The 25,813-nt window shown below is 70.5% G+C and carries 22 protein-coding genes, 1 pseudogene and 1 riboswitch; of the genes and pseudogenes, 12 read left to right on the top strand and 11 right to left on the bottom strand.

Translation table 11 applies throughout. The features are described from left to right. Window positions 1-244 (bottom strand): annotated as a pseudogene (locus ACYVDG_RS07930) (HNH endonuclease); the annotation flags it as partial. Window positions 245-1,246: 1,002 nt separating this feature from the next. Between ACYVDG_RS07930 and ACYVDG_RS07935 the strand changes: the two are divergent. The 4 genes from ACYVDG_RS07935 (at window position 1,247) to ACYVDG_RS07950 (ending at window position 6,538) form a co-directional block, all read left to right on the top strand. Then, window positions 1,247-2,755, top strand: a complete 1,509-nt coding sequence (locus ACYVDG_RS07935) for an MmgE/PrpD family protein (RefSeq protein WP_460747764.1) — start codon at window positions 1,247-1,249, stop codon at window positions 2,753-2,755. After that, window positions 2,755-3,648: a methylisocitrate lyase gene (gene prpB / locus ACYVDG_RS07940; protein WP_460747765.1), complete on the top strand. Its 894-nt coding sequence runs from the start codon at window positions 2,755-2,757 to the stop codon at window positions 3,646-3,648. The genes ACYVDG_RS07935 and prpB overlap by 1 nt, the downstream gene beginning before the upstream one ends. 15 nt (window positions 3,649-3,663) lie before the next feature. Next, window positions 3,664-4,800: a bifunctional 2-methylcitrate synthase/citrate synthase gene (locus ACYVDG_RS07945; protein ID WP_460747766.1), complete on the top strand. Its 1,137-nt coding sequence runs from the start codon at window positions 3,664-3,666 to the stop codon at window positions 4,798-4,800. A gap of 85 nt (window positions 4,801-4,885) precedes the next feature. Continuing rightward, complete coding sequence (locus tag ACYVDG_RS07950; protein WP_460747767.1) at window positions 4,886-6,538, top strand: CocE/NonD family hydrolase; 1,653 nt, start codon at window positions 4,886-4,888, stop codon at window positions 6,536-6,538. Here ACYVDG_RS07950 and ACYVDG_RS07955 read toward each other — a convergent pair. Then, on the bottom strand, window positions 6,495-7,496 hold the full coding sequence (locus ACYVDG_RS07955) for a lysostaphin resistance A-like protein (RefSeq protein ID WP_460747768.1): 1,002 nt from the start codon (window positions 7,494-7,496) through the stop codon (window positions 6,495-6,497). The two genes, ACYVDG_RS07950 and ACYVDG_RS07955, sit on opposite strands and share 44 nt — an antisense overlap. Window positions 7,497-7,661: 165 nt before the next feature. Here ACYVDG_RS07955 and ACYVDG_RS07960 point away from each other — a divergent pair, with 165 nt between their 5' ends. Continuing rightward, window positions 7,662-8,324 (top strand): class I SAM-dependent methyltransferase, encoded by a 663-nt coding sequence (locus tag ACYVDG_RS07960; protein WP_460747769.1) that lies wholly within the window; start codon window positions 7,662-7,664, stop codon window positions 8,322-8,324. Between the two features lie 62 nt (window positions 8,325-8,386). Here the strand turns inward: ACYVDG_RS07960 and ACYVDG_RS07965 are convergent, their stop codons facing one another. Then, window positions 8,387-9,145 (bottom strand): dienelactone hydrolase family protein, encoded by a 759-nt coding sequence (locus ACYVDG_RS07965; RefSeq protein ID WP_460747770.1) that lies wholly within the window; start codon window positions 9,143-9,145, stop codon window positions 8,387-8,389. Between the two features lie 139 nt (window positions 9,146-9,284). Between ACYVDG_RS07965 and ACYVDG_RS07970 the strand changes: the two genes are divergently transcribed. Beyond that, entirely contained in the window at window positions 9,285-10,307 is a 1,023-nt protein-coding gene (locus tag ACYVDG_RS07970) for a methyltransferase (RefSeq protein WP_460747771.1), read from the top strand. A gap of 138 nt (window positions 10,308-10,445) precedes the next feature. Continuing rightward, a complete protein-coding gene (locus ACYVDG_RS07975) occupies window positions 10,446-11,621 on the top strand; it encodes a beta-1,3-glucanase family protein (RefSeq protein ID WP_460747773.1) in 1,176 nt (391 codons plus the stop codon). 135 nt (window positions 11,622-11,756) lie between these two features. On the opposite strand, the gene mmsB is transcribed toward ACYVDG_RS07975, so the two are convergent. The 4 genes from mmsB to ACYVDG_RS07995 form a co-directional block, all read right to left on the bottom strand. Then, window positions 11,757-12,695 (bottom strand): 3-hydroxyisobutyrate dehydrogenase, encoded by a 939-nt coding sequence (gene mmsB / locus ACYVDG_RS07980; RefSeq protein WP_460747774.1) that lies wholly within the window; start codon window positions 12,693-12,695, stop codon window positions 11,757-11,759. Beyond that, window positions 12,692-13,834, bottom strand: coding sequence for an enoyl-CoA hydratase/isomerase family protein (locus ACYVDG_RS07985; RefSeq protein WP_460747775.1), 1,143 nt, complete (start codon window positions 13,832-13,834; stop codon window positions 12,692-12,694). Before ACYVDG_RS07985 ends, mmsB begins: the two co-directional genes overlap by 4 nt. Next, a complete protein-coding gene (locus tag ACYVDG_RS07990; protein ID WP_460747776.1) occupies window positions 13,834-14,976 on the bottom strand; it encodes an acyl-CoA dehydrogenase family protein in 1,143 nt (380 codons plus the stop codon). The genes ACYVDG_RS07985 and ACYVDG_RS07990 overlap by 1 nt, the downstream gene beginning before the upstream one ends. Next, entirely contained in the window at window positions 14,973-16,472 is a 1,500-nt protein-coding gene (locus ACYVDG_RS07995; protein ID WP_460747777.1) for a CoA-acylating methylmalonate-semialdehyde dehydrogenase, read from the bottom strand. Before ACYVDG_RS07995 ends, ACYVDG_RS07990 begins: the two co-directional genes overlap by 4 nt. Further along, window positions 16,471-16,618: riboswitch (adenosylcobalamin (AdoCbl) riboswitch) on the bottom strand. Its footprint overlaps the gene before it by 2 nt. Window positions 16,619-16,783: 165 nt before the next feature. Here ACYVDG_RS07995 and ACYVDG_RS08000 point away from each other — a divergent pair. Continuing rightward, the gene (locus ACYVDG_RS08000; RefSeq protein WP_460747778.1) at window positions 16,784-18,529 is read left to right on the top strand and encodes a hypothetical protein; all 1,746 of its coding nucleotides are present in this window, start codon (window positions 16,784-16,786) and stop codon (window positions 18,527-18,529) included. Window positions 18,530-18,548: 19 nt separating this feature from the next. Here ACYVDG_RS08000 and ACYVDG_RS08005 read toward each other — a convergent pair whose 3' ends face one another. Then, a complete protein-coding gene (locus tag ACYVDG_RS08005) occupies window positions 18,549-18,830 on the bottom strand; it encodes a hypothetical protein (RefSeq protein ID WP_460747779.1) in 282 nt (93 codons plus the stop codon). A 64-nt stretch (window positions 18,831-18,894) separates the two neighbouring features. Here ACYVDG_RS08005 and ACYVDG_RS08010 point away from each other — a divergent pair, with 64 nt between their 5' ends. Further along, window positions 18,895-19,515 (top strand): hypothetical protein, encoded by a 621-nt coding sequence (locus tag ACYVDG_RS08010; protein ID WP_460747780.1) that lies wholly within the window; start codon window positions 18,895-18,897, stop codon window positions 19,513-19,515. A gap of 48 nt (window positions 19,516-19,563) precedes the next feature. On the opposite strand, the gene ACYVDG_RS08015 is transcribed toward ACYVDG_RS08010, so the two are convergent. Continuing rightward, the gene (locus ACYVDG_RS08015; RefSeq protein ID WP_460747781.1) at window positions 19,564-21,339 is read right to left on the bottom strand and encodes a hypothetical protein; all 1,776 of its coding nucleotides are present in this window, start codon (window positions 21,337-21,339) and stop codon (window positions 19,564-19,566) included. Next, window positions 21,261-21,809 carry an ATP-binding protein gene (locus tag ACYVDG_RS08020; RefSeq protein ID WP_460747782.1) on the bottom strand — a complete coding sequence of 183 codons (549 nt, stop codon included), beginning with the start codon at window positions 21,807-21,809 and terminating at the stop codon, window positions 21,261-21,263. Before ACYVDG_RS08020 ends, ACYVDG_RS08015 begins: the two co-directional genes overlap by 79 nt. Before the next feature lie 178 nt (window positions 21,810-21,987). On the opposite strand from ACYVDG_RS08020, the gene ACYVDG_RS08025 reads away from it, so the two are divergent. Next, window positions 21,988-23,274, top strand: a complete 1,287-nt coding sequence (locus ACYVDG_RS08025; protein WP_460747783.1) for an MFS transporter — start codon at window positions 21,988-21,990, stop codon at window positions 23,272-23,274. A gap of 60 nt (window positions 23,275-23,334) precedes the next feature. Here the strand turns inward: ACYVDG_RS08025 and ACYVDG_RS08030 are convergent, their stop codons facing one another. Next, window positions 23,335-23,928: a TetR family transcriptional regulator gene (locus ACYVDG_RS08030; RefSeq protein WP_460747784.1), complete on the bottom strand. Its 594-nt coding sequence runs from the start codon at window positions 23,926-23,928 to the stop codon at window positions 23,335-23,337. 491 nt (window positions 23,929-24,419) lie between these two features. On the opposite strand from ACYVDG_RS08030, the gene ACYVDG_RS08035 reads away from it, so the two are divergent. Further along, entirely contained in the window at window positions 24,420-25,523 is a 1,104-nt protein-coding gene (locus tag ACYVDG_RS08035) for a WD40/YVTN/BNR-like repeat-containing protein (RefSeq protein WP_460747785.1), read from the top strand. Window position 25,524: 1 nt separating this feature from the next. Beyond that, window positions 25,525-25,809, top strand: coding sequence for a MoaD/ThiS family protein (locus ACYVDG_RS08040; protein ID WP_460747786.1), 285 nt, complete (start codon window positions 25,525-25,527; stop codon window positions 25,807-25,809). Window positions 25,810-25,813: the final 4 nt, after the last annotated feature.

Raw genomic sequence — 25,813 nt, forward strand, 5'->3', positions numbered from 1 at the left:
TCCTCTGTCCGCCCTGTTCCAGCAGCTGGCCGGTGGCTTCGAGTTGGGCCAGCCGTGCGGCCATGGAGACTTTGATCTGGTCGAGGTGTTCCCACACGCGGGTGGCCTGGTCCAGCACCTCGCCCGCTGCTCCCGGGGGCACGTCGCGGTCGAAGAACGCGGTGGTCTCGTCCCGAGCAGCGACCACCGCGGTATCCACCGGGGTGTGCCCGGTGGGGGTGGGTGCTTCAGGAGAGATCGTCATTCTTCTATTGTAAGCGAAAGGGTCGAACAAAGGAAGTATTATCGCTGGTTCGTGCTGAATGCATGACTTTCGTCAGGGGTGCCCCCTGACTTTCTTCAGGCTCCTGATTCAGGCCACCTGGTGTGGTGTTTATTGGCACCGGGAATTCCAGGTCGCTCATAGGGGATGATCTTGCCCCTGTCTCCACTCTCGACGGTCGAGGGTGGAGCTGGGGGCAAGATCATCGGGGAAAAAGGCCGCCCGTTGCGGTTCGCAGCAGAGAATGACCGGCCGCGACACCCGCAACCGTTCCGCGCCGGCGCAGGGGCAGGCATCGGCCCCCAGGCCGAGGGGTTCGCAGCAGAGCATGACCCGCCGCGACACCCGACCCGTCAACGCGCCGGCGGAGTGGCCGCTGACGGCCGCCAGGCCGTGCTTGTGCCGTTGGGGTCCGGCCGAAGGCCGGACCATCGCTACCCCGACCACACCTCCCCCTTTCCTGACTGCCGCCGACCCGCCGTCGCAGCGAAGCGGGTCAAGGTGGAGCGCCAATGACGCGCGAAGCGCTCGATGGCGACGACCTTGAGGCGCGCAGCGGAGACGGCCACCATCAAGCGGCAGGAAAAGGGGGAGAACCACCCGCACAAGACCGCGGCCCCACTACCCCAACAGCCCCAATACCCCAAGCGGGCCCACCCAGCGGACCCACTACCCCAGCGCACCCAACACCCCCACGGGCGAACCCACCCCCAAAACCCAACGAGCCATGCCCACGAGCACACCCACAGGGCATGAGGAATGAGCAGGCCAGGGCATGAGGAATGAGCAGGCCTCAGCACGCCTCAGCCGGCACAACAGCCTTAGCAGGCTTAGCTGAATCACCCCACCCCGTTAGCACAACCCAGCAGATTTAGGTCCTTCCACCTGCCCTTACCACCGTGCCAACCTCGGTCGCACAGCATCGGTCGCACAGCATCGGTCGCACAGCATCGGTCGCACAGCAACAGCGTCGAGGGGATGAACATGGTGCAGCACCGCGTCCGGGTCCACCGGAGCTCCGAGGGGCCCGCCAAGGAAGAGCAGCTGGCCCACCGGATCGCCTCCGTGGCGACCGACGGGGTCCCGGTGGAGCACGACGTCGTGGAGATGATCGGGAACCGGATCATCGACAACGCGGCCGTGGCCGCCGCCTCCCTGCGCCGCCGCCCCGTGCGCGGCGCGCGCGCCCAGGCCACCCGGCACCCGCTGACGCCCGGCGCGGCGATCATGGGCACCCCGCCGTCCACCCGGGTCTCACCCGAGTGGGCCGCCTGGGCCAACGGGGTCGCCGTCCGCGAACTGGACTTCCACGACACCTACCTCGCCGCCGACTACTCCCACCCCGGCGACAACATCCCGCCGATCCTCGCCGTCGCCCAGCACCTGGGCCGGGACGGCCGGGACCTGGTGCGGGGCATCGCCACCGGGTACGAGATCCAGGTCGCGCTGGTGAAGGGCATCTGCCTGCACGAGCACAAGATCGACCACATCGCCCACCTGGGCCCGTCGGCCGCCGCCGGCATCGGAACGCTCTTGGACCTCGACACCGAGACCGTCTACCAGGCGGTCCAGCAGGCCCTGCACGTCACCACCACCACGCGCCAGTCCCGCAAGGGCGAGATCTCCAGCTGGAAGGCCTTCGCCCCCGCGTTCGCCGGGAAGATGGCCGTGGAGTCCGTGGACCGCGCCATGCGCGGCGAGGGCGCACCCTCCCCCGCTTACGAGGGCGAGGACGGCTTCATCGCCTACCTGCTCAGCGGCCCGGGTGTCGAGTACGTCGTGGAACTCCCCGGACCGGGCGAGGCCAAGCGCGGCATCCTGGAGACCTACACCAAGGAGCACTCCGCCGAGTACCAGAGCCAGGCCCTCATCGACCTCGCCCGTCGGCTCGGTCCGAAGGTCGGAGACACCTCGAAGGTCCTCTCGGTCACCATCCACACCAGCCACCACACGCACTACGTGATCGGCACCGGATCGGGCGACCCGCAGAAGATGGACCCGAAGGCCAGCCGGGAGACCCTGGACCACTCGATCCCCTACATCTTCGCGGTGGCCCTCCAGGACGGGGAGTGGCACCACGAGAAGTCTTACGCCCCCGAGCGCGCCCAGCGCCCGGACACCGTCGAGCTGTGGCAGAAGGTCACCACGGTCGAGGACCCGGTGTGGACCGAGCGCTACCACGCGACGGACCCGACCAAGAAGGCCTTCGGCGGCCGCGTGGTCGTGGAGCTGGAGGACGGCACCGTGATCGAGGACGAGATCGCGATGGCCGACGCGCACCCGCTCGGCGCCCGCCCCTTCACCCGCCCGGACTACGTGGCCAAGTTCCGTAACCTCGCCGAGGGGGTCCTGTCCAAGGAGGACCAGGACCGCTTCCTCGGACTTGTCGAGCGCCTGCCCGAACTCACCGCTGACGAGGTGCGCGAGCTGTCCTTCACTGAGGACTCCGCCACCACACCGGACGGCCTGCCCACCTCCAAGGGGATCTTCTGATGCTGCATGCCACCACGGCCCCGCACGAAAAACGACGCCGCCTGCGCGAGGACCTCGCGTCCAACCGTCTCCTGAAAGTCCCCGGCGCGGTCAACCCGCTCACCGCAGTGCTCATCCAGGAGCTGGGCTTCGACGGGGTGTACGTCTCCGGCGCGGTGATCGCCGCCGACCTGGCCCTGCCCGACATCGGCCTGACCACCCTCACTGAGGTGGCCGGGCGCGGCGGCCAGATCGCCCGGGTCTCCGACCTGCCCACGCTCATCGACGCCGACACCGGGTTCGGCGAGCCGATGAACGCCGCCCGCACCCTGCAGTCCCTGGAGGACGCCGGGATCGCCGGGTGCCACCTGGAGGACCAGGTCAACCCCAAGCGCTGCGGGCACCTCGACGGTAAGACCATCGCCGACACCGACACCATGGTCCGCAGGATCCGCGCCGCCGTCAGCGCCCGCCGCGACGACGGCTTCCTCGTGTGCGCCCGCACCGACGCGGCGGCGGTCGAGGGCCTGGACGCGGCGATCGACCGCGCCAAGGCCTACGTGGACGCCGGCGCCGACATGGTCTTCCCTGAGGCGATGCGCGGTCCCGCCGACTTCGAGGCCTTCCGTAAAGCCGTGGACGTGCCGCTGCTGGCCAACATGACCGAGTTCGGCAAGAGCGAGCTGCTCACCGCCGAGCAGCTGGAGTCCCTCGGGATGAACATGGTGATCTACCCGGTCACCACACTGCGCCTGGCGATGGGCGCAGTGGAGGACGGGTTGCGCACCATCCGGGACGAGGGCACCCAGGCGGGCGTCGTCGACCGGATGCAGACCCGCAAACGCCTCTACGAACTCCTCGACTACCCCGCCTACAACGCCTTCGACGGCGACGTCTTCAACTTCACGATCTGAACGGATGTGGTGAGCATGACCGACACGGCGATCCGCAAGGGCCTGGCCGGGGTGGTGGTCGACACCACCGAGATCTCCATGGTCGACGAGGCCTCCAACTCGCTGACCTACCGCGGCTACCCGGTGCAGGACCTGGCCGCCTCGTGCACGTTCGAGGAGGTCGCCTACCTGCTCTGGTACGGGGAACTGCCCACGGCGGCGCAGTTGCGCGAGTTCACCGCCCGTGAGCGGGCCAACCGCTCCCTGGACCGGCACACCCTGGAGCTGCTGCGCCGCCTCCCCGAGACCGCGCACCCCATGGACGTGCTGCGCACCGCCATCAGCTACCTCGGCGCGGACGACCCCGCCGAGGAGGACAACTCGGTCGCGGCCAACCGGGTGAAGGCCGAGGCGATGCTGGCCAAGCTCCCAACGGTCGTCGCCGCCGACCACCGGCGCCGCCAGGGCTTGGAGCCCGTCCAGCCGGACCCGGGCCTGGACTACGCGGAGAACTTCTTCTACATGTGCTTCGGGGAGGTGCCCGAGACCGAGGTGGTGCGCTGCTTCGAGGTCTCGATGATCCTCTACGCCGAGCACAGCTTCAACGCCTCCACGTTCACCGCCCGTGTGGTGACGTCGACGCTGTCGGACATCTACAGCTCGGTCACCGCGGCGATCGGCGCGCTCAAGGGTTCCCTGCACGGCGGCGCCAACGAGGCCGTCATGCACATGCTCACCGAGATCGGTTCCGCCGACCGGGCCGCCGGCTGGCTGGACCAGGCGCTCGCCGACAAGCGCAAGATCATGGGCTTCGGCCACCGCGTCTACAAGCGCGGAGACTCTCGGGTCCCCACCATGCACGACGCGCTCGGGAAGTTGGCCGAGCTCAAGGGCGCCGACGGGCTCATGGAGCTGTACGAGGCGATGGAGCGGGCCATGGCCGAGCGCAAGGCTATCCACCCGAACCTCGACTACCCGGCGGGCCCGGCCTACCACCTGATGGGATTCGAGGTCCCGACGTTCACCCCGCTGTTCGTGATGGCCCGGATCACCGGCTGGACCGCGCATATCCTGGAGCAGCAGGAAGCCAACGCGCTCATCCGCCCGCTGAGCAGCTACACCGGCCGCGAGCGCCGTTCGGTGCCGCTGCCCGCCCAGCGGCTGGCGGGCTGACCACCACCGGGGTCCTCCCCTCCTGCAGGGCCCGCAGCGTAGGGTCGGTGGCCCGGACGCTTCACCCTTGCAGGAGGGGAAGAACATGCCCGAGAACCAGACCCTGCTCAGCCGACGAGCGCTGACCCAGAGCCTGTTCACCGTTCGTGTCGAACACGACCTCGAGATCCCGATGCCGGACGGCGCCACCCTCCTGGCGGACCGCCGCTACCCGAGCAACGACCCCCAGGCCCCGCTCGTCCTCATGCGCGGCCCCTACGGCCGCAGCGGCCCCCAAGCCATACTGGACCGGTTCATCGCCGCCCGCGGCTACCAGGTCCTGCACGTCAGTCTGCGCGGCACTTCCGGCTCCGGCGGCGCCTTCGCGCCGTTCCGCTCCCCCGAGGGCGACGGCCCGGCGACGGTGGAGTGGATGCGCGTCCAACCCTGGTTCCCCGGCCGCTTCGCCACAATCGGCACCAGCTATCTCGGCTTCTCCCAGTGGGAACTGGCGCGCGAGCACATCCCCGAGTGGCGTGCGGCCGTCATCCAGGACGCGCCCTCCCGGATCCACCCCTTCCTGTACCCGGGCGGCGCGTTCGCCCTGGGTAGCGCGCTCGGCTGGACCGACGTGGTCCACCGCCTGCACTCCCCCGGCGGCGAGTCCTTCCTACGCCAGCTGCGTGAGGAGGCGGACGCCGACCGCCGGATGCGGGAGGCGTGCGCGAGAGTCCCGATCACGGAAGCGGACGCGGCGGCCGTCGGCGAACACGTCGACTGGTTCCAGGAGTGGCTGCGCCACCCAGAGCCGGGAGCGTACTGGGAGGGTACGGACTTCAGCTCAGTGGAGCACATGCCGCCGGTCGTCCACCTCTCCGGCGGTTGGTTCGACTTCTTCCTGCCGACCATGCTCCGCGACCACTCCGCTTTGGTGGAGAGCGGCCGCGAGGTACGGCTGCGGATCGGACCGTGGTCGCACGGCCAGGGGGTGATGTCGCCGAAGCACCTGCGGGACGCGTTCGCGACCCTGGACCTGGCCCTGCGCGACAGGGGTTACCTGCCCGAGCCCGAAGTGCGGGTGTTCGTGGGCGGCGCCGACCGCTGGTGCAGGTCACCCGCCTGGCCGCCGCCGGGTGGGACTCCCGAAACCTGGCACTTGCGCGGAGGTGACGTCCTCTCCCCCACCGAACCCGCGCTCGGCTCCCACACCGCGTCCCCGTCCCGGTTCCGCTTCGACCCGCGGGACCCCACCCCCAGCGCGGGTGGTTCGGTCATGCGGGGCGGCGGGTCTGTGGACAACCGGGCGCTGGCCGAACGGGACGACGTGCTCACCTTCACCGGGCCCGCCCTGCCCGAGGACCTGTGGGTGGTCGGGCCGGTCAGCGCCCGTATCCACGTCCGCACCAGCGCACCCGACGCGGACGTCTTCGTCCGGCTGTGCGACGTGGAACCGAACGGGCGCGCCAGGAACGTCACCGACGGCCTGGTCCGCCTCGACTCGCACACCCCCGAAGCCGCCGACGGCACGCGCGTCGCCGAGGTCGAGCTGTGGCCGACCGGCCACGTGTTCCGCGCCCGCCACCGGCTCCGAGTGCTGGTGGCGGGCGGCGCCCACCCCCGGTTCGCCCGCAACACCGGTACCGGCGACCAGCTGGACACCGAGATGCGGGCGGTGGACTTCGAGGTCGTGCACGACGCCGACCACCCGTCCGAGGTCACCCTGCCGACCCGTGCTCCCGGGACGCCGCACCGGCCCTGACCGGTCCGGAGCCGACCACACCACTCCTTCGCGCCACCAGCAGGGTGACCGCGAGAGCCGCCGAGGCCATGACCGCCAAGCCGATCAGTCCTCCGTTGCCCCCGGGAAACAGCCAGGGGGCGCTCGGACCGTCGGCGTGCATCAGGGTGAGCGAGATGACCGGCAAGAAGGCGTTGTTGACCCCGTGCCCGACCACGGCGGGCCACACCGACCGGGTGGCCAGCCGCAGCCAGCCCAGGATGAGCCCCATCAGGACGACGGAGGCGAGGAACGACAGGTTCTCCGCGATCCCGAAACTGCCCACAGTGCTGTGAATGAATAGCTGGGGACTGTGCCACAGGCCGTGGATCACCCCGCTGACCAGTAGCGCGGGCCACACGCCCAGCGGCATCAGTCGCGGCAGCAGGTAACCCCGCCAGCCGAGCTCCTCGCCGAAGCACATCAGCAGGACCAGCGGAGACGCGAGCACGACCCCGCCCAGGACCACGAGGTAGGCCTCCGAGGGGAACCCGGTCTCCGGCATCGCGGCCGCGGCCTCCGGGGCCCGTTCGGCCAGCACCTCGCGGATCCCGGAGAAGTGCTCGAGGTCGAGCTGCACGACCCCGGACGCGACCGCCACCAGCAGGCTCACCGCGGGCAGGAGAACGAACAGCGCGAAGGCGGACAGCGTGTACCCGCCGACCCTGCGTACCGGGCGCAGCGGGCTCAGTCCCAAGGCCCGCCACACGTTCGCCGGACGCCAGAGGAAGAAGGTCACCAGGAGCGCGGCGACCGCCGGGGTGAACATGTAGACCTGGGAAGCGACGGCGAACGCCGGGTCGGCCGGCGAGGTGCCGTTCAGCAGGAGCGGGGTGAAGACGAGCCAGGCCAGCCCGTAGGCGAGCAGAACGAAGATCGAGATCTCCCGGAGGGGCAGTGCGCCGCGTCCGGGACCGGTGTTCACGGGTGGGGAGCTCATCCTTAGACGCTAGGAACCGGGGCCTCCGACCGGTATGCGGCCAGCCCTCCGATCCACCTGCGGTCAACCCCAGGACGCCCATGAGGTGCCCCTCGGCGGCCCGGGTCAGGCAGGGACGCCAGGTGCGTGGCCAAGGCGGGGATCGGAGCATGAGAGTCTTCACCCGTGACCGAACCCGCCTCCCGCCTCCGCGCAACAGCGCACGCCTACGATGCCGTGGCCGCCCGGTACGCGGAGTTCGCCCGCGACGAGCTCGACACCCTTCCCTTGGACCGCGCCGTGCTCGCCGCGTTCGCCGAGATCGTGCGGGACACCGGCGCCGGGCCCGTCGCTGATCTGGGATGCGGCCCCGGACGCGTGGCCGCGCATCTGCGGGGACTGGGCCTGGATGTCTTCGGCGTGGACCTGTCGCCGGTGATGATCGGCCTAGCCCGCGAGACCTACCCGGATCTGCGGTTCGAGGTCGGCTCCATGGTCGCCCTGGATCTGGCCGACGGCGGGTTGGACGGCATCGTGTCTTGGTACTCGGTCATCCACACCCCGCCTCCGGACCTGCCCGCGTACCTCGCCGAGTTCCGTCGGGTACTCGCTCCCGGCGGCCACCTCCTGCTCGCCTTCTTCGAGTCGGAGGGCGGGCCGGTAGCGGACTTCGACCACGCCGTGGCGACGGCCTACCGGTGGCCGGTGGACGAACTCGCGGGGCTGCTCGGCGAAGCCGGGTTCGTGGAGACCGGCCGGATGCTGCGCGAACCGGGCGCAGGGGAACGGTACCGCCGGGGCCACTTGCTGGTGTGCGCACCGGGGCGCCACCACGTAGAGAGCGGGTAGTCGCCTGACCGGTACACCCGGTCGGCGCGGTCTGCCCGCCCCGGCGCTCTTCAGAGCCCTTGTCAGGAGTCGGGTGGGGCTTCGTGCTTGCCCTTGTACGGCTCTCGCAGGTGCTCGGCGAAGAAGGCCTCGATCCGCTTCCACGCATCCGCCGCGGACTCCGGGTGCGGACCGGTGCCCATCGCGCGCAGTACCACGCGCAGGGGTTTCGGGCCGTTGGGCTCCTCATTGAGGAAGGAGTGCCCTGCGTCGAGGTACTCCTTGACGTCGTTGCGCACCCCCGCGTCGTAGAGGGCGCCGCGCAGCCGGTTGGCGGCACCTCTCAGCTGCCGGTCCTTGGCGCCGTAACTGGCCACCACCGGGCAGGAGCGCGCCGCGACGGCCTGGATGTCCGTGGGGAGGAATCCGTAGTTGGGGGCGGAGACGTCGAAGTCGGGGGCGGCGGCGATCGCGAAGCCGCCGCCTAGGCAGAAGCCGATGACGCCCACCTTCCCGGTGCAGTCGTCCTGGGCGCGCAGCCACTCCCGACCGGCGAGCAGGTCCGTGAAGGCCCGGCCGTGCCCGGCGCTGAGGGCGCGCATGACCCCGCGGACGCAGCGCAGCATTCCGCCTTCGCTGTAGAGGTCGGGGACAACGGTGAGGTACCCGGCGCGGGCCATGCGGTCTGCGTGGCGGCGCATCTCCCGGTCGACCCCGAAGGCCTCGTGCGCCACCACCACGCCTGGCCACGGACCCTCGCCCTCGGGGCGGGCCAGGTAGGCCCGAAGGCCCGGCGAGCCGTCACCGCCCCGGGTCAGGTCGCTGAGGTCGATCTCGGGCATGGCTGCCTCCTGATGTCCCGCCCCCGGGTCCACGCTTCCCTGACTCTAGACACCCTGCCGCTCTTGGGAAGGGGGTTACGGGGTACATCCGTCGGCGATGGGAAATCCGGGCCGACCGGGACAGCGGAGAGAGGGTTCGATGAGCGGGGAGCAGGGTTCGGAGGAGGAGCGGGAGGCCGCGGGGCGGCTGTGGGGCAAGGCCAGCCTGGTCACGCCGATGGCGATCCGTGCGGTGGCGACCCTGCGGGTGGCCGACCAGCTCGCCGAAGGGCCGCACACCGCCGAGGAGCTCGGCCTCGCGGTGGACGCCCGGCCCGAGGCACTGGCCAGGGTGCTGCGGCACCTGGTGCACGAAGGGCTGTTCACCCGGGACGGGGACCGCTTCGCGCTCACGGAGACCGGTGCCGCGCTGCGCTCGGACCACCCGTACTCGAGGCTGGACTGGTTCGCCGCGGACAGCGCCCACGGGCGGGCCGACCTGTGCTTGGCGCAGCTGGCCGAAGCGCTGCGCACCGGGGAGACCGCGTACGGGCTGCACTTCGGGGGATCGGGCTTCTGGGACGACCTGTCCGCCGACCCGGCCCTGTCCGCCTCGTTCAGCGGGATCATGGGCTCGCGCATGGCGGCGCAGGCCCGCGTGCTGGCCCGGATGTACGAGTGGGAGGCGCTGGAGCACGTCGTGGACGTGGGCGGCGGGGACGGTTCGCTGCTGCGCGTGCTGCTGGACCGCTTCCCGAGCACGGGCGGGACCGTCGTGGACCTGTCCGGCCCGGTGGCGGAGGCCCGGGAGAACTTTCGGGTCGCCGGGCTGGCGGACCGCGCCGCGGCGGTCGAGGGCAGCTTCTTCGACCCGCTGCCCGCGGACGGGGACGCGTACCTCCTGTGCTGGATCCTGCACGACTGGGACGACGCCTCGGCCCGGGCCATCCTGCGCCGCTGCGCCGAGGCCGCCGGACCGGAGGGCACGGTCCTGGTCGCCGAGTACGACGCCGGCGGGGGCACCACCGAACTCGACGTGCGGATGCTGGCGTACTTCAACGGCAGGGAACGGGACAGCGAGGCACTGACGGCGCTGGCCGAGGAAGCGGGACTGAGTCTCGCGGGGGACCACGAATCACACGGGATCAGGCTCCTGGAATACACGGTCGGCCGACCAATGTGACATGAATCACACACAACGCCATAACCACGGGTAACGCGGGCACCTCAGAAACCAACCCTGCGAACCCGTTGACGCGAATGCGGCCTCCTGGCTCTATTGGTGCATCTCTTCAACCCGCTACTGAGGAGCAACACCTACATGATCAATCGCAGGCTCTTCCTGGGCGGCGCCTCGCTCGCCGCCGGGGTCCCACTGCTCGGCGCAGCCGGTTGCGCCACCAGGCCCCAGACTGCCAACCCCGTTTCCGGCACGGCCAACTTGGGAGCGCTCCCGGTGAGCGTGGCCAACGAAAGCGGCCGCTACGGCGACGACGAAGTGCTCCTGTACGTCGTCGGCACCGACCTGGTGGACGACGTCCACTGCTGGGTCGACGCCGAAGGCACGCCCCACCCGGTCAGCGTCGACGACAACACCGACGACGGGTACACGGACTACTCGATCCCCCTGGACTCCCTGCCCGATGACTGGACGGTGCCGTACATGTCCGGCCGGATCTACTTCGCCCTCGGCGGCAAGCTGGGGATCCGGATCGTCGAGGACGGCGACGGCAACCCCGCCCTCCAGCTCCCCTCGGGCTGGGTCGAGGACGACGACAGCTTCGACGTCCTGCACGACTCGGTGGAGTTCACCCACAACGAGGACGGCATGTTCTGCAACACCACGATGGTGGACCAGTTCAGCGTGCCGATCGGGATCCGGCTGACCGGTGACGACGACCAGAGCACCGGCTTCCTCCTGCCCGGCGGGCGCGACGCGATCTTCGAGACGGTCGCCGCCGACCCGGACTTCTCATCGCTGGTGTTCGACGACCGGATCATCGCCCCCGGCCACGGTCTCGACGCCGGGATCTTCCCCACCGACTACTACGACCCCTACGTAGACGAGGTGTGGTCGCACTACGCGGGCACCGACCTGACCGTCACCACCAACGCCGGGACCTTCACCGGCCGGGTGGAGGGCGACGAGCTGCTGTTCGACGGCGGGGTCTCCCCGATCGCCAAGCCCAGTACGCGCGACGTGTTCTTCTGCGACGGCGCCCTGGACGCACCCAACGACGGCATCACCGGCCCGGTGGCGGCGATCGTCGGCGCCGCGCTCAACCGCTCCACCCTGCTGGACTTCGCCGACCAGCCCACCAACGACCCGGCCGAGTTCTACCTGGCCGACATCGCCAACCGCTACGCCGGCGTCTTCCACGACCACACCGAGGACGGCAAGGCCTACGGCTTCGCCTTCGACGACGTCGAGGACTTCGCGTCCTACGTCCAGGACCACGGACCCTCCGGCCTGGAGATCACCCTGACCCCCTTCTGACCGGCCCCGCACGGCGGCCGCCACAAGCGCGCGCCCCGGGTAGCCCCGAACCGGGATGGGAGCGGGGGCACCCGGGGCGCGCCCGTGTGTGCCGCGGGTCGGCCTCCCAGTCGGGATCCCGCGGTCCTCAGCGGCTCACTCCGAAGCCGGTTCAACCGGCTTCTCTGAACGCTCGCGGACGGCCTCAACGATCGCGGAGAAGTCCCGCTCACCGTCCAGTTCGTCGGCGAAGGCCCGGTAGATCTCGGCCGCCCGGCTCCCGATCCGCGACTCCACACCGGCCTGTTCGAGGGCGTTGGCGGCCAGACCCAGGTCCTTGGCCATCAGCGAGGCCGCGAACCCCGGCTTGTAGTCGTTATTGGCCGGGCTGGCGGGAACCGGCCCCGGGACCGGACAGTAGGACGTCAGCGACCAGCACTGCCCCGAGGCCGTCGACATCACGTCGTACAGCGCCTGGTGGGTCAGTCCCAGCCGCTCCCCCAGCACGAACGCCTCGCTCACCGCCAGCATCGACGCGCCCAGGACCATGTTGTTGCAGATCTTGGCCGCCTGGCCGCCGCCCGGGCCGCCGCAGTGGACGACCTTCTTTCCCATCGCGCTCAGCAGCGGCTCCGCCGAGGGGAAATCGGGCTCGTCCGCACCCACCATGAAGGTGAGCGTCCCGCCCTCGGCACCCGCAACACCCCCGGAGACGGGTGCGTCCACGGACCGGTGTCCGGCGGCGACGGCGGCCGTGTTGGCGGAGCGTGCGTCGGCCACGTCCACCGTCGAGCAGTCGATGAACAGCGTGCCGGTCCGGGCCGCGGTCAGCAGCCCGCCGTCCGCACCGCCCGTACCGTCGGCACCCTGGTAGGCGGCGAGCAGGTGGCGGCCGCTCGGCAGCATGGTGACGACGACGTCGGCGTCGGCCACCGCCTCGGCCGCGGAGCCCGCCACCAGCACACCGGACTCGGCTGCCCGTTCCAGGGCCTCGGGAACCAGGTCGAACCCGGTGACGGAGTGTCCGGCGGCGGCCAGGTTGGCGGCCATCGGACCACCCATGTTGCCGAGGCCCACAAAGGCGATCGCGGTCATGGCGCACCTCCGGTGGCGGACTGCGTGTCGGACCGCTCGGAGCCGGGCGGATCCGCGAGACCGACCGGCCCGTCCGGCACCGGTTCGAAGGCGCGGGCGACGTCGGCGCCGGTGACCTCCGCGAGAGTGGCCGGGGACCACTGCGGGTTGCGGTCCTTGTCGATGACCTGTGCCCGGATACCCTCCGCGAGGTCCGGCCAGGCCAGCGCGGCACAGGAGACCCGGTACTCCTGCTCCAGGACCTCCTCCAGGGTGCCGAGCCCGCGAGCGCGGCGCAGCGCCGCCAAGGTGGTCTTCACCGAGGTCGGCGACTTGCTCTCGATCAGGTCAGCGGCCTTGGCGGCCTCCGGGTCGCCGTGGGCGCGCAACCGCGCCACGATCTCCTCAGCGTCGTCGGAGGAGTAGCAGCTGTCGATCCAGGACCGCTGGTCCGCCAGCTTCCCGGCCGGGGCGATCTCGGCGTAGCGGCCCACCGCACCGGCGACGTCGGCCTCCGGCGCGGCCTTGGCGATCGCGGCGACCAGGTCCTCCAGCCGGTCGGAGGGCACGAAGTGGTCGGCCATGCCGGTGTAGAGCGCGTCCGCGGCACCGATCGGGGTGCCGGTGAGCGCCAGGTGGGTCCCGGTCTCGCCCGGCGCCCGCGAGAGCAGGTAGGTGCCGCCCACGTCGGGCACGAACCCGATGGTGGTCTCCGGCAGGCCCACAGAAGAGCGTTCAGTGACCACGCGCACTGCGCCGTGCGCGGACACACCGACGCCGCCGCCCATGACCACGCCGTCCATGAGGGCGACGTAGGGCTTGGCGTAACGGGCGATCCGGGCGTTGAGGTGGTACTCGTCCCGCCAGAAGTCAGCGGCCTGGCTGTCTCCGTCCACGGCGCTGGCCCTGATGGCGCGGATGTCGCCGCCCGCGCACAGGCCCCGGTCTCCTGCGCCGTCGAGCAGCACCACCGAGACCGCGTCATCCCTCTCCCAGCGGGTCAGGGCGTCGTCGAGGACGCGGACCATGTCGTGGTCGAGCGCGTTGATGGTGCGGGGCCGGTTGAGCGTGGCGTGCCCGAGCCCGTTCCCGACGCTGAACAGGACCTTGTCGTCCTGCGGCGCCGCGGTCCCTTTGGGGGCGCTGGCATCGTTCGGCATCAGGCGGCCCCGGTCAGTCCGCGGGCGATGATCAGACTCATGATCTCGTTGGTCCCTTCCAGGATTCGGTGGACCCTCAGGTCGCGCACGATCTTCTCAATGCCGTACTCCGTCAGGTAGCCGTACCCCCCGTGCAGTTGGAGGGCTTGGTCGGCGACGGTGAATCCGGCTTCCGTGGCGAACCGCTTGGCCATGGCGCACAGGTGCGCGGCCTCGGGTTCGCCCTCGTCCAGGGCTGCGGCGGCCCGCCGCAGCAGGGAGCGGGCGGCCTCCAGTTCGGTGGCCATCTCCGCGAGCCGGAACTGGAGCGCCTGGGCGTTGATCAGCGGGGCGCCGAAGGCCTCCCTGCTACCAAGGTAGGAGGTCGTGGCCTCCAATGCGGCGAGGGCCCCGCCGAGTGAGCAGGCGGCGATACCGAGGCGGCCGCCGTTGAGCCCGTTCATCGCGATGCGGAAGCCGTCGCCCTCCGCGCCCAGGCGCCGGTCGGCGGTCAGGCGCACCCCGTCCATGAGGACCTGGCGGGTGGGCTGGGCGTTCCAGCCCATCTTGGCCTCGTCAGCGCCGAAGGAGACCCCGGGGTCCTCTCGGTGGACGACGAACGCGGAGATCCCCGCGGCGCCGTCGCCGCCGGTGCGGGCCATCACCACGTACACCTCGGAGGCTCCCGCCCCGGAGATGAACTGCTTGGACCCGGTCAGGACGTAGTCGCCGGCGTCGCGGACCGCGCGGGTGCTGAGCGCGGCGGCGTCGGACCCGGCCCCCGGTTCGGTGAGGCAGTAGCTGCCCAGGGTCTCCATGGAGCACAGGCCGGGCAGCCAGCGGGCCTTCTGGTCGTCGTCGCCGTAGCGGTCCACCATCCAGGCGACCATGTTGTGGATGGACAGGTAGCCGGCGACGGACGGGCAGCCGGTGGCCAGGGCCTCGAAGGCCACGGCGCCGTCGTGTCTGGTCAGACCGGTGCCGCCGGATTCCTCGGAGACGTAGAGTCCGCCCATACCGAGTTCGGCTGCCTTGCGGAGCACATCGACCGGGAAGTGCTTGTTCTGGTCCCACTCGACGGCGAAGGGCGCGAGGTGTTCGTCGGCGAACCCGCGCGCGGTCTCGGCCAGCGCGCGCTGTTCGTCCGTGGTCGCGGGGGTCACCGGACGACCGGGATGGTGAACTCCGCGCCCTCCTTGACCCCGGAGGGCCAGCGCGAAGTGACGGTCTTGGTGCGGGTGTAGAAGCGGATGGAGTCGGGCCCGTGCTGGTTGAGGTCGCCGAATCCGGAGCGCTTCCAGCCGCCGAAGGTGTGGTAAGCGACGGGCACCGGGATGGGCACGTTCACGCCGACCATGCCGGTGTCGACCCGCTGTGAGAAGTCGCGCGCCGTGTCACCGTCCCGGGTGAAGATGGAGACGCCGTTGCCGTACTCGTGCTCGCTGGGCAGACGCAGGGCCTCCGCGTAGTCGGCGGCGCGCACCACGCACAGCACCGGGCCGAAGATCTCCTCCTGGTAGATCCGCATGTCCGGGGTGACGCGGTCGAAGAGGGAGGCCCCGGTGAAGAAGCCGTCCTCGTTGCCCTTGACCTTGTGGCCGCGGCCGTCGACCACCAGTTCGGCGCCCTCTTCGACGCCCAGCCCCACGTAGGAGTCGACCTTCTCCAAGGCTTCCTTGGACACGAGCGGGCCGAAGTCGGCGTCGGGGTCGTCGGAGGTGCCGACCGTCAGGTCGGAAATGCGCTCGGTGAGCTTGGCGACGAGGGCGTCCGCGGTCTTATCGCCCACCGGAACCGCGACGGAGATGGCCATGCAGCGCTCGCCCGCCGAGCCGTAGCCGGCGCCGATGAGGGCGTCGGCGACCTGGTCGAGATCCGCGTCGGGCATGACGACCATGTGGTTCTTGGCCCCGCCGAAGCACTGGGCGCGCTTGCCGTGCGCGGTGGCGGTGGAGTAGACGTGCTCGGCGATCGGGGTGGAGCCCACGAAGCCCACCGCGGCCACGCGGGGGTCGGTGAGCAGGGTGTCCACGGTCTCCTTGCCGCCGTTGACGACGTTGAGCACACCCGGGGGCAGCCCGGCCTCCAGGAACAGTTCGGCCAGCCGGAGCGGCACCGAGGGGTCGCGTTCGGAGGGCTTGAGAATGAAGGCGTTCCCGCAGGCCAGCGCGGGTGCGACCTTCCAGAGCGGGATCATCGCCGGGAAGTTGAACGGGGTGATGCCCGCGACCACGCCGAGGGGCTGGCGCAGGGAGTGCACGTCGATCCCGGCGCCCGCGTTGTCGGAGAACTCGCCCTTGGCCAGGTGCGGGATGCCGGCGGCGAACTCGACCACCTCCAGACCCCGCTGGAGGTCGCCGTGCGCGTCGGCGACGGTCTTGCCGTGCTCGGCGGACAGGGCCCGAGCGATGGACTCCCGCTCCGGCTCGACCAGCTGCAGGAAGCGCAGCAGGACCCGGGCCCTGCGCTGGGCACTCCAGGAACCCCACTCGATCTGCGCCGCCTCGGCGTCGGCGATGACCTGTTCGGTCTCCGCCCGGTCCGCCAGGGGGACGCGTGCCTGCACCTGACCGGTGTTGGGGTCGTAGACGTCGCCGAAGAGACCAGACCGGCCCGGGACGTTCCTGCCATGCACGAAATGCGTCAGCTCGCTGACCATGCGTGTTCGCTCCATCCTCGTGGATCACACGAATTCTCGGGCCGCGAGCGGTGACCTGACTCCCGGGCGTTCCCCCCGGTCACAGTGGCGGGACCGTGCTGGATTCGCACCAGCTTCCCCGCTCCGCGGCCCCTTCACCATATAGTTGGACGTCCTACTAAATCTAGACCCGGGGCCCCTTGGATCACGCGCGGACGCGGAGCCGCAGGCCAAGGACACTGCGGAGGACAGCGCCAGCTGCGACACCACCGCGAACGGACATACCCGACTCTTTGCCGGATGGGCGACACCCCCAGTAGGCTCTGCGACTTGTGACCGCCAAGGAGCCTCCCCGCACAGCCGACCGGATCCTCGCCCTGACCCCCGAGTGGCGAACCGTCGACACCAGCCTGCGCGTACTCCTCGTGATCCACAGCGTTACCGCCGCCACCCGCATCGCCGACATCCTTCCCGCGCTCCACGACCCCCGCGTCCAGCTCTACTGCGCCCAAACCAGCGGTGCCGTCTTCGCCAACGGCGTCCAGGAGTACATCCGGGAGAACGGCGTCCGCCACCTCCCCTGGGACCAGGCCCGGAAAAGGGAATTCGACCTCGTCGTCACCGCCAGCCTCGGCGATAATCTGCACGAGATAAATTCCCCGATCCTGAGAATTCCCCACGGCAACGGATATAATAAGAGGTGGAAGCAGGAAGCAGGAAGCAGGAAGCAGGAAGCAGGAAGCAGGAAGCAGGAAGCAGGAAGCAGGAAGCAGGAAGCAGGAAGCAGGAAGCAGGAAGTCTTCGGGCTTTCCGACGGGACCCTCAAACACGAAGGGCGCCTGGTCCCTTCAGCCATCGCGCTCTCACACAACGAACAGTTCGACCGGCTCCGCCAAGGCTGCCCCGACGCCCTCCCCCTCGCCTTTCTCGCCGGTGACCCCTGCTACGACCGGCTACTCGCCAGCGCACCGCGGCGGCTCAACTACCGCGACCATCTCGGCCTGCGCCCCGGACAGAAGCTCATCACCGTCAATTCCACCTGGAAAACCGATTCCCTCTTCGGGTCCCACCCCTCGCTCGTACCACGGCTCCTCGCCCGACTCCCGTACGACGAATACCGCCTCGCGCTCGTCCTGCACCCCAATGTCTGGTCCTCGCACAGTGAGCGCCAGATCGAGGCGTGGCTCGACGAAGCCCTCCGCTCCGGCCTCCTCCTGATCCCGCCCGACGAGGGCTGGCGCGCCGCCGTCACCGCCGCCGACCTCGTCCTCTCCGACCACGGCTCCGTCAGCGTCTACGCCGCCGCCCTCGGCCGCCCGGTCCTGCTCTCCCCCGGCGGCCGCGACGCCGTCGACCCCGACTCCGCGCTCGGCCGCCTCTATGACGCAGCCCAGCCCTTCGACCCCCACGCACCGTTCCCGCCCCAGTTCCACCAGGCAGAGAAGCTCCGCGACCACACGCACGAGACCGCCCGCGCCTGGGTCAGTTCCGCGCCCGAGCAGTCGCTCGACCTCATCCGCGCCGAGGCCTACCGGATCATGGGGGTCGATCCGCCCGCGCGCACCCCCGCGCTCCTCGCTGTGCCGCCGCCGAGGGTCCAGAGCCTCGGGGCCGCCTCCCTGTGGGTCGACGTCACCCCGATGCAGGACTCCCTCGCCGTCCACAGGGTTCCCGCCGCCGCGAACACTGACGGCCCCGGGATCCTGGTCGTGTCCGACGCCGAACTCGACCACCGCCTCGCCGGGGCCGCCGACGCCTTCACCGTCGCGGAGGAGGGCCTCCCCGCCGACGAGGAACTGTGGTCCGACACCGTGTTCGCCCACCGGCCCGGCGCGAGGCTCACCGTCGTGCACTCCCCCGCGGGCGCCCGCCTGCGCACCCGCGAAGGGGCGCTGCTCCGGGTTGCTTTCGAAAACTCCCTCGACGACGACCACCTGGCCGTGTGCGTCCTCGCCGAACGCCTCGTCACGGCTGACCACCCGACCACCCCGGCGGCGCTCGCGGCCCGCAGCCCGCTGAGGATCCGGATCTCCCCGGAGCGCACACTCACCGTCCCCTTCGAGGTCTGCACCCGCTGATTTCCGGATTCCACCGACATCACGCGACCACGCTCTGTAGTTTCATGCCATGCCCGGATTCGACCACGAGCTGCAAGTACGGCTGTTCCAGAACCAGCCCGAGCTGGCACCTCTGATGCTGAGTGACACGATCGGTTTCCCCGTGCCCGACTTCGCCCGCGCGGAGATCGGCTGTGGCGACCACACCAAACTCAAACCCCAAGCCTTCAAGTCGGACAAGGTCGTCGTGCTCTACGACCGCGACGGCGCCAAAGTGCTGGCCATCCTCACCGAGGTCCAGCAGGGCGTGGACGAGGGACAAGCCCTATACCTGGCCGCTGTACCTCGCCACCGTCAGAGAGGAGCTGCGCTGCCCGGTTCGGCTGATGGTCGTGTGCCCGGACAGCCACACCGAGCGGTGGGCACGCACCCCCATCGAGGTGGAGACCGGAGGAGCCTTGCTCAGGCCCGCGATCCTTGGGCCCAGCAACACACCGGTCGTCGACGACATCGACCGGGCGAAGCGCCTCCCGGAGCTGGCGGTGCTCTCAGCAGCGGCACATGGGGAAAACCCAGCGGTACTCAAGGCCGCCGAAACGGCGCTGGACGACCTGCCCGAACACACGCGGCTCATCTACTATGACTTCATAGAGTCCAAGCTCAGCGCTGCGGCTCGACTGATGTGGGAGGAACTCATGGCAACCGGAACCTACGAGTGGCAGAGCGACTTCGCCCGCAAGTACGTCGGGCAGGGCCGCGAGGAGGGCCGTGCCCAGGGCCTCGCAGAAGGCCGTGAGGAAGGCCGAGAGGAAGGGCGCGAAGAAGGCCTGGAGGCAGGGCTCGCCAAGGCCAAGCGCGAGGACATCCTCCGCCTTCTAGTGGTGCACGGGGTCCCGGTCGACACCTCCGCGCGTCGGCGCATCGAGGAATGCACCGACCTGGAGCAGCTCGACACCTGGTTCGGCCGGGCCATCAAGGCCGAGACCACCGACGAACTCTTCGCCTGACCCCGTTCCAGCAATACCGGGGCCGGAGCTTCGTGCCCGGCCCCGACGCTATGCCCGCTCCAGCCCGGTGAGCTTCTCCCGGACGCGCTTGGCGGCTCCGGTCGCGCCGACGAGCTCGTACACCTCGGCCGCCGTGGTCCACCGCCCCCCTGGGCTGTCCCCGAGGTCGCCCAGGGTCTCCAGGACCTTGCCGACCTGGTAGGCGCGGTTGGCCGCGACGAAGCGGTCCAGGGCCTCCCCCAGCAGCGCGACGGCCTGGCCGGGGTGCTCCTCGGCCAGGATGCGGGCCTGGCTCACCAGCAGCTTGCCCTCGTTGGCGTGGTCGGGCCCTTCCGCCTCGGCGTGCTCGCGGAACAGCCGGAGCGAACTCGCGTACCGGTCGAGGGCCGCCTCCTGGTCACCGCCCAGCAGTGCCGTGTCCCCCATGTGCATGTGGTGGAGGGCTGACGGCCGGGCGCGAGTGTGGTCGAGGTAGGGAAACGACTCCTCGAGCCGACGTTCCGCGGCTTCCCGGTGACCCTCACGGCGTTCCAGGATGCCGAGCCACTCCAGGGCCGCGCCCCTGCCTCTCGGGTCGGCCCGCTCGTGCTCAGCGGCTTCCAGGGAGAGATCGAGCTGCTGCCTGGCCTCGGCCAGTCGGCCCCGCCCGAGCATCGCCTCGCCCCACTGCCCCCGGATCCGGGCCACGGCGTCGGCGCTCCCGCTGGCCTCGGCATCGCGGACAGCCAAGGCGAGCAGGGCCACGCGCTCGTCGGTCCGGCCGTGCGCGGTGAAGTAGCCGTTGGTTGCCTCGGCCACCTGCCAGGCGTAGCCGGGATCGGGCAGGCACCCGTCCCACACCCGGCCGGACCGCTCCACGCAGGCGATGATCGCGTCCAGGTTGGCCTCGAACCACTCGTCGGGGGTCGGATCGCGTTCCATCCGGCCGGGCACGAACTCGGCGCTGCGTTCACGGATCTCACGGCGCCGGACCAACCAGGGTTCGAGGCGGTCGGGAAGCCTGTCGTCCTGCCGGACCTGTTTCGCGGCCGCGGCGAAGTCCGGCAACGAGCAAGGGGCGGCTTTCCCGTACAGGGGACCGAGCTTCCAGCGCTGGGTGCGGACCGTGTCGGCCGCCACCGCGCCGTACAGGTAGTAGTCGGCGATACCCCGCAGGAGGCGGCGGCGTTCCTCCGGAGAGCTCTTCGCGGTGGCGACCCACGTCGCGTGCTCGTAGGTGAGATCCTCCATCACGTACCGGCCCGCCCAGTCGGTCTTGACCAGGCTGCGCTTCAGGAGGCGGTCCAGCGCCCCGTCGCCTCGGTCCGAGTTCTGGCCGAAGACGGACCGGGCCAGCCACCGGTCGAAGTCACGGGTGGGATGCAGGCCCAGCGCGCGGTACAGCAGGGCGGCGTGCTCGTCGAGTTCCCGGTAGAACGCGTCGAAGACCGCGATGGGCCGGGTGGAGACCTCGGAGGCCTCGTCCAGATAGGCGAGCCGGCCGCACTCCTCCATACGCGCGACCAGCTCCCCGGCGGACAGGCCCGGCTCGTCGCACAGCAGGGCGGCAGAGTGACCGGCGATCAGAGGGATCCCCGCGCACAGTCGGACCAGCCGGTCGAAGGAGTCCGGATCGTCGGCGAAGCGCTCGGGGCCGAGGATGTCGTGGAACAGCGCCGCGACGGCCCCGTCCTCCAGCGGCCCGACCCGCACCGTGGTCGGGAGCCGCATGCCCAGCCCTCGGACCGGTTCGCGGCTGGTGGTGATCACGACCGTCCCGGGCAGGTCGGACAGGAACGGTTCGACCTGCGCGGCCGAGCGGACGTCGTCCAGCAGCACGACCACGGGCCTTCCCTCGGTGTGCTGCCGGAAGAGGCTGAGCTTGCCCTCCAGGCTGTCGAACCCCGGCGCGTCGGATCGACACCGGCGGCGTGGAAGTACTCGTCGCACACCTGCTCGACGCCCCTGCCCCGCCCCGCACCGGGGTCTCCGCCGCAGGCCATGGCGATCTGGGCGTGACCGAAACGGTGCCGGTTGAGGATGATCCAGGTGAGGGCGAGCGTGGTCTTGCCGACCGCCGCCTCTCCGACCAGGCTCCACAGCCAGCTCCCCGTGCCCTCCTTCGCACGTTCGAAGAGGGTGTCGAGCTGGGCCAGTTCCCCGCTCCGGTTCTGGAAGGCGCTGGTCTCGCGCTGCGGAAGGAGCCGGACCGTACGGGGCTCACTCTGGTGGATGCTCACCGAGCCGGCCACCGACCCGATCTGCACCTGGGTGCCGTGGTTGTCGCCGTGGGAGGTGTTGTGTGTGCCGCTCACAGCGCCCCATCCTGGCCGAGAACGGCGCTCCCGACCACCCCCGCAGGTCGGAACGGGTTGTCCTATGCCGGTCACGGTCCGCCATCGGCCGCCGCTTAGCCTGGCTGGGCGTTCCGGTGCTCCGATCGGGACCGGACCGGGGTTCCGGCGCGGGGCGCGAAAGGTCGGTGTTGCCCCCATGTCCGACTCCACGACCCGGGCGTCGACGGCGCCGCTCGGTGGCCGGTTCTGGGCCTTCTGGTCCGCCTCCCTGGCCTCGAACCTGAGTGACGGCGTGGCGATGATCGCCATGCCCTGGCTCGCCTCCTCGCTCGCGCCCGACAACGCGGCCCTGGTGGCGGCGGTCGCGACCGCCGGGCGGCTGCCCTGGCTCTTCCTGGCCCTGCCCGTCGGGGTGCTGATCGACCGGGTCCCCCGGTTCACGCTGATGGTCTCCGCGAACACCCTGCGTATGCTGCTGTGGCTGCTCCTCGCGCTGGTCGTGTTCTCCGGCTGGCACTCGGTCCCCCTGCTGGCGGCCTTCGCGTTCGCGTTCGGCGTCTTGGAGGTCTGTTACGACACCGCCGCCGAGACCACGGTGACGGCGCTGGTCCCCAAGGAGCGTCTGGAACGGGCCAACGGGCACATCCGGTCCGGGGCGATCGTGGCGCAGGAGTTCGCCGGGCGTCCGCTGGGCGGTTTCGTGCTGGCGCTGGGCCTGTTCACGCCGTTCCTGTTCAACACCGCCGCGCTGCTGGTGTCAGTGGTGGCCCTGCTCAGGGTCCGGGCGACCTTACCCGCCACAACCGCCCCGTCGTCCGAGGCCCCGGCGGCGGCGCCGCGCGGGCTCCGCGGGGTGTGGGAAGACGTGGCCGAAGGTGTGCGGGCCCTGTGGAACCAGCCCCTGCTGCGCGCGGTGGCGGTCATCGCGGTCTTCATCAACACCGCCTACGCGACCCTGCTCTCCACCCAGGTCCTGTTCGTGCGCGACACCCTGGGCTTGGGCTCAGCCGGGTTCGGCCTGCTCATGGCCTTCGCCGCGATCGGCGGCATCGTGGGCGGGCAGCTGGTCTCCTGGCTGCGTTCCGCCCTGCCGCACGGCACCCTGCCGGTGCTCTGCTTGGCCGTCAGCGGACTGCTGTACCTGGTGGTGGCGCTGTTCCCGCTCACCGCGGTCGTGGCCGGGGTGTACTTCCTCTCCGGCGGACTGGTGCTGGGCTACGCGATCGCGATGACCTCGATCCGCCAGCGCATCACCCCGGACCACCTGCTCGGGCGGGTGAACGCCGCCATGCGCACGGTCAGCGTCGGTATGAGCGCCGTGGGCATGGCGGTCGGCGGTGTCCTGGTGTCGTCCTTGGCGCCGACGCTGGGGCAGACGGACGCCCTCCGTGCCCCCTACGTCCTGGTGAGCGCGGTCAGCCTGACGGTGGTGGTGTTCTTCGGCCGCCAGCTCACCCGCCTGGTGCGGGAGAACGACATCTGACCCCCGCCGACCCTGCACCGTCGGCGCGGCGGCGCCCTCAGGTCCCGAGGGCGTGCCGTCTCAGGCCCCGAGGGTGCGCAGTTTCCCGTGGGCCTCGTCCATGCGGACCGGGAAGGCCTCAGGGCTCTCCGCGAGGCGCATCGCGCTGAGTTCACAGGCCATCGCGGCGTGGGCGGCCAGGACCGCGACGGTCTCGGTCGCCCCGGCCTCGGTCAGCGCCGCGGCGAGCCGGAGCGCGCGCTGCTGCCGGGTGAGCAGGTAGCGCGATCTCAGGTCGACGCTCTCCTTGAGCAGCCGCACGAGCACTGCGGAGTGAGCGGGTGACAGGGAGGCGTACGGCCTGGTGACGGCGCTGGCCTCACGCAGCAGGGTGAGGGCCGCCCCGAGGTCGTCGCCCAGGGGCCGGTCCGCCTTGTCGCGCACGTAGGCGCACATGCGGTCCGCCTCCGCGCTGTCGTCGGCGAACAGCACCTGTTGTTTGTCACCGAAGTACCGGAAGAACGTGGTGCGGCCGACCTCGGCGCGTTCGGCGATGGCGGCGACAGTGACGTTGTCGAATCCGTGTTCGGCGAAGAGCTGGAAGGCGGCCGACACGATCGTGGCCCGCGCCTTACGACGTTTGCGAGCGTGGAGCGTGTCCGGGGGGTGGTGCATGAGGCGACCCTATCGAGTGGGAACTCGGTTCTCTTTGGTACGCGGGACCGACCATAGGGACGGTGGTCCTGAAACGGACCGAGAAGCCGAGGATGCGGGAAGTCGTCCGGGCTTGATGACGGATTGTATCCGGCACCCGAGGCCTGGGGGAGCTTCGGGCAAACACCGGTTGGCCCGGGATTTTATTGCAAAGAGGTCTGGTACTCGCAACCGCCTTCCCCTTACCGGCTGAACCCTTGCCAGGAAAGAGTTCCCTCCTCACGGAAGTTATCCCTCCAACGGGCCCACCATTTCCCGCGGGAGGCGAATTTGCACTCCCAGCAAATCGTTCAGGTTCCTAACTGTTCGTTATCCGAGGTATCCGAAAGCCGCGCCCACGGGCCGCGAGGGCCACTCGCCGCACCCCTCCGCAGGCGCCTTCCGCGCGCACCCTCCCGAATGTCACCCCCCTGTGCCACAGTGGAGACCCACATCACAACTTGGGGCTCGTCATGGCATATATCCTGGTCATAGGCACGCGCAAGGGGCTGTTCACCGCCCACAGCGAGGATCGGCGTGGGTGGAAGGTGCACGGTCCGCACCGACTCGACGAAGAAAACGATGCGGGGATGAGCCCCGTCTACTCCGTCGGGATCAACCCGCACACCGGTCGCCTGCTCGCCGGAACGGAGAGCTGGCACTTCGGACCCAGCGTCTGGCACAGCGACGACCTCGGCGCGACCTGGACCGAACCGGAGACCGCACCCATCGCCTTCCCCGAGGACACCGACACCTCGCTCGCGCGTGCCTGGCAGTTCGCCTTCGGGGCCACCCCGGACACGGTCTACGCGGGGGTGGAGCCGCACGCCCTGTTCCGGTCCTCCGACGGCGGCACCAGCTTCGAACTGGTCCGGGCGCTGTGGGACCACCCTCACCGGACCAACTGGTTCCCCGGGGCCGGGGGCGCGGCGATCCACACCGTCCTGCCGGGAACGCTCGGTACCGGCCAGCGGTCGCCGGAGGCTATCACCGTGGCCATGTCCACGGGGGGTGTCTACCAGACCGGGGACGGCGGGGCCAGTTGGGCACCGGCTAACCGGGGCATCTCCGCGGGCTTCCTGCCGGACGAGGAACCCGAGTACGGCCAGTGCGTGCACAAGGTCGCGGCCGCCCCGGACGGCTCGTTCTACGCGCAGAACCACCACGGCGTGTACCGCAGCGACGCCCCGGCCGCCGACGGGTGGAGCCGGATCGAGGAAGGGCTGCCCACCGACTTCGGCTTCGCGGTGGTCGCACACCCGCACCGGCCCGAGTCCGCGCTCAACTTCCCCGTGGTCAGCCAGGAAGTGCATTTCCCACCCGGGCACCGGCTGAGCGCCTACCGTACCGACGACGGGGGGAAGGCCTGGCGTTCGGTCAACAAGGGCCTGCCGGAGGAGCCGTACTTCGGAATCGTGCTGCGCGACGGTGCCTGCACCGACGGCGCGGACGTCCCCGGTTTCTACTTCGGTACGCGCTCGGGCGACGTCTACGCCGCCGCCGACGACGGAGAGCGCTGGCACCGGGTGGCCGCTCACCTGCCCGACGTGCTGTGCATCCGAGCGGCGGAGGTGTGAAGTGCGGGTGACCGTACACCTGACCAGCGTGCTGCGGGCCGACGCCGACGGGGCCTCCCACGTACCGCTGGAGGTCCCCGACGACAGCGCGCTGCGCGGTGTGCTGGACACCCTGGCCGCCCGGCACCCGGGTCTGGACCGGCGGATCCGGGACGAGCGCGGCCAGCTCCGCCGGTACGTCAACGTGTTCGTGGACGAGGACGAGTGCCGGGCCGTCGGCGGCTTGGACGCACACGTCCGCGACGGGGCCGATGTACGCCTGCTCCCCTCGGTGGCGGGAGGATAGGCCC

The sequence above is a fragment of the Nocardiopsis oceani genome (genome assembly GCF_054777395.1).